This window comes from Leisingera sp. F5 (genome assembly GCF_001593695.1).
This window is the reverse complement of record NZ_LUKH01000249.1, coordinates 1-3,348: the sequence shown is the minus strand read 5'-3', so window position 1 is coordinate 3,348 and position 3,348 is coordinate 1. Positions and strand designations below refer to the sequence as shown.

3 protein-coding genes are annotated in these 3,348 nt (G+C 56.7%); all 3 read left to right on the top strand.

Annotated features, from left to right (window positions below; translation table 11 throughout):
* Window positions 1-470: 470 nt before the first annotated feature.
* The 3 genes from A2I95_RS28285 to A2I95_RS28275 are packed head-to-tail and all read left to right on the top strand — an operon-like array spanning window position 471 to window position 3,265.
* A complete protein-coding gene (locus A2I95_RS28285) occupies window positions 471-2,102 on the top strand; it encodes a pilus assembly protein TadG-related protein (protein ID WP_291735260.1) in 1,632 nt (543 codons plus the stop codon).
* Window positions 2,099-2,635, top strand: a complete 537-nt coding sequence (locus A2I95_RS28280) for a TadE/TadG family type IV pilus assembly protein (protein WP_291735258.1) — start codon at window positions 2,099-2,101, stop codon at window positions 2,633-2,635. Before A2I95_RS28285 ends, A2I95_RS28280 begins: the two co-directional genes overlap by 4 nt.
* A gap of 3 nt (window positions 2,636-2,638) precedes the next feature.
* Window positions 2,639-3,265: a pilus assembly protein gene (locus A2I95_RS28275; RefSeq protein ID WP_291735255.1), complete on the top strand. Its 627-nt coding sequence runs from the start codon at window positions 2,639-2,641 to the stop codon at window positions 3,263-3,265.
* Window positions 3,266-3,348: the final 83 nt, after the last annotated feature.

Here is a 3,348-nt window from a genome sequence, read left to right as displayed (position 1 = left end):
CCGGCGGCAGATCCATCAGGGACACGGCCCGGTTAAACATCAGGTCCACGCTCTCGCGGAAGCTCGGCTCTGTGCGGCTGCTCATCTAAAATCTTCTCCGTGCTCAAACATCGACTCGATGCCGATGGTGCCTTCACTCTATGCAGAGAAGATTAAGGAGTGCGACCTTTTTGACCATTCCCTGCCAAAAAGATTCGCATTTTAGCCAAGGCGGCTCGATTCGGCGCTGCATCCGGAACCATTGTCCCCACACCCGCGACAACCGATCAGAATACGCGGCAATTGAAAACACAGTTCACTACAATCACATGTTTTTCGACCCGAGCCCGCCCCAATTCCGCCACGTTCAGCGACCATTAATTATGTGTAAATTCCGCGTCTAGTGCCGGGCTGATCTGTTCAAGAACCGGCGGAGGGGTGTTTAAATGCGCAGACGACACAAGGATTCCACAGCACTGAGCAGCCCGCTCATGCAGCGCTGTCTGGCCGGTGCACAAGCCTACCTGCGGGAAGAAGATGGTGTTCTGGCCAAACCGATGATCGGTACTTTCCTGGCCATGGTCGCGGTGGGTGGAATTGGCGTGGACCTGATGCGGATGGAACGCGACCGCACCATGCTGCAGTACACGCTTGACCGGGCGGCACTGGCAGCGGCGGACCTGGATCAAGAGAAGTTACCTGATGCAGTCGTGCTGGACTATCTGTCGAAATCCGGTCTTCAGGAGTACTATCAAGCGCCCTGGTGGGAAGCCGGCTTGGGTTTCAAGAAAGTGCAGGCCACGATCGACACAACCTTTCCCACCCACATGCTGGGTTTCGCCGGTGTCGACGAAATGCCGCTCTATGCCACCTCCCGAGCTGAAGAGAGCATCGACGGTCTGGAGATTTCGCTGGTGCTGGACGTGTCCGGGTCGATGACCCGCAACAGCCGTCTGACCAACCTGCAAGCGGCAGCAAAGGATTTTATCGACACCATGGTGGCCAACACCACCGATGGAAAAATGTCGATCTCAATCGTGCCCTACGCCACGCAAGTGTCAGTCCCGGAAGACCTGATCAGCAAATACGCTTTGGACGAGTTGCACGACGATTCGTATTGCGTGAACTTTGATGGCTCGGATTTCAACACAACCAGCCTGTCCACCACCGCACCGCTGGAGCAAACGATGCATTTCTCGCCCTGGTCCAGCAATGACCGGCGCGATAACGGGGATTTGGTTCAATCCCCCGTCTGCGTTGCCGCTTCGGATAGCTCCCGGGCGATCCTTCCCTTTCAGAAGGATGCCACAGCTCTCAAAGCCTTCATCGATGGTCTTTGGGGTGGCGGCAACACCTCCATCGACATTGGGATGAAATGGGGCACGACCCTGCTGGACCCTTCAGCCCGGCCCGCGATAAACGCCCTGACCGCTGGTCCGGATGCGTCTGTTCCAAGTGACTTTTCAACCCGCCCCTCGGAATACACAGACTCGGATACCGTCAAAGTGATCGTGCTGATGACAGACGGCCAGAACACCTCGCAGTACTATGTCGAAAGCGACCATCGCGAGGGCGACTCCTACGTCTGGTATACGGAAACGAGTCCCGGCAGTGGTGTTTACTCAACACTCAGGCCATCGACCGGCAGCTATTACTGGCATAATGGCGGCGGCTGGCAGGACCATCCTTTCGGTGCCGGGAACGACACAGTCTGCACCAACTCTTATAATGGCTACTGTTATGGCTATACAACCGAAAGCGGCACGCCGGTCCGGCTCTCTTATACCGATTTGTTCGCGCAGACGCCGCTCAAATATCTGTACAAGTACATCTACGCCGACTGGATGGGCACATCTTCCGCCCGCAGCGAGTGGTATTACGGCGTTTACGACTCCTACGGCAACTCGACCAAGAACACCCGCACCCGCAGCATCTGCGAGGCGGCTAAGGATCAGGGCATCATCGTCTACACCATCGGCTTCGAGGCGCCCAGCAACGGGGTGGCGGTGCTGCAGGACTGCGCCAGCTCCGACTCCCACTATTTCGACGTGCAAGGTCTGGAGATCGCCGATGCCTTTTCCTCCATCGCAACCTCAATCCGCCAACTGAGGCTGACCCAATGATCCGCTGCATCACACAAAAACTGCGCCGTTTCAGGGCACATGACAATGGCAACGCTTCTGTTGAGTTCGCCATCGTCATCCCCGCCTTCCTACTGGCACTGATGTCGACCGTGGAGCTGGGGCTGATCAATCTGCGCCATTCGCAGCTGGAACGCGCCCTGGACCTAACTGTACGCGACATTCGCCTGAACACCGGCACCAATAAAGACCACACGCAAATCCGCGACGAAATCTGCGAACTTTCCGGGTTCATAGACGACTGCGCGTCATCTCTGAAGCTTGAAATGGTGCGAGCCGACCCGTTCAATTGGGCAGGGATTGATCCAGATCCGGATTGCATCAACCGGATCGAAGAAGTGAACCCAGACGTAACCTTCGAACACGGGCAATCCAATGAGTTGATGCTGATCCGTGCCTGCATGAAGTTTAAGCCCATCCTGCCAACCTGGGGATTGGGACAAAGCCTATCCAAGGATGATGACGGCCGGATCAGCCTGATCGCCGCATCCGCATTTGTTCAGGAACCGAGGTGAGCCATGCTGACTGCTCTGATACCGAAACTTCCCGGCCAAGCCCTGCCCCGCTATCTGCACATCTTCCGGTGCAGAACCGAAGGTAACGTATCGGTCGAATTCGCACTCTATGCCCCCCTGTTGCTGGCCCTGTTTGCCTCCATCTACACGTTCTTTGACGCCTTCCGCCGCGACAGCGTCAATCTCAAAGCTGCTTACACCATCTCAGACTTGATCTCGCGCGAAACAACGGCGATCAACGACGATTATATCGACAGCATGTACGAAATGGCGCAACTCCTGATCCGTCAGGATTCGCAGCTTGGCCTTCGGGTATCAGTGGTGCGCTGGGACGACGATGACGCCAAATACTATGTAGATTGGTCCGAAGTTCGCGGCACGTCCGATACCACATGGACTGACACCACCATCAACACTGTCTCCGGCAAACTTCCGGACATGCCGGATCAGGAACGGGTCATTCTGGTGGAAACCTTCAACGAGATGGAGCCTGCCTTCAATGTCGGCCTGTCGACGCTCAACCTGGACAATTTCATCTTCACCCGCCCGCGTTTTGCCCCGCTTGTCGTCTTCGAAGGCAGCGCCACGGGTTCCGGCAGCCACAATGATGGCGGTGAAAGTACCGACTGAGCCAGAAGCGCGGCCTTATTGGCCGCGCTGCGCCATCATCGCCGCCAGGATTTCCGACATCGCCTTGCCTTGCGATCCTGGCG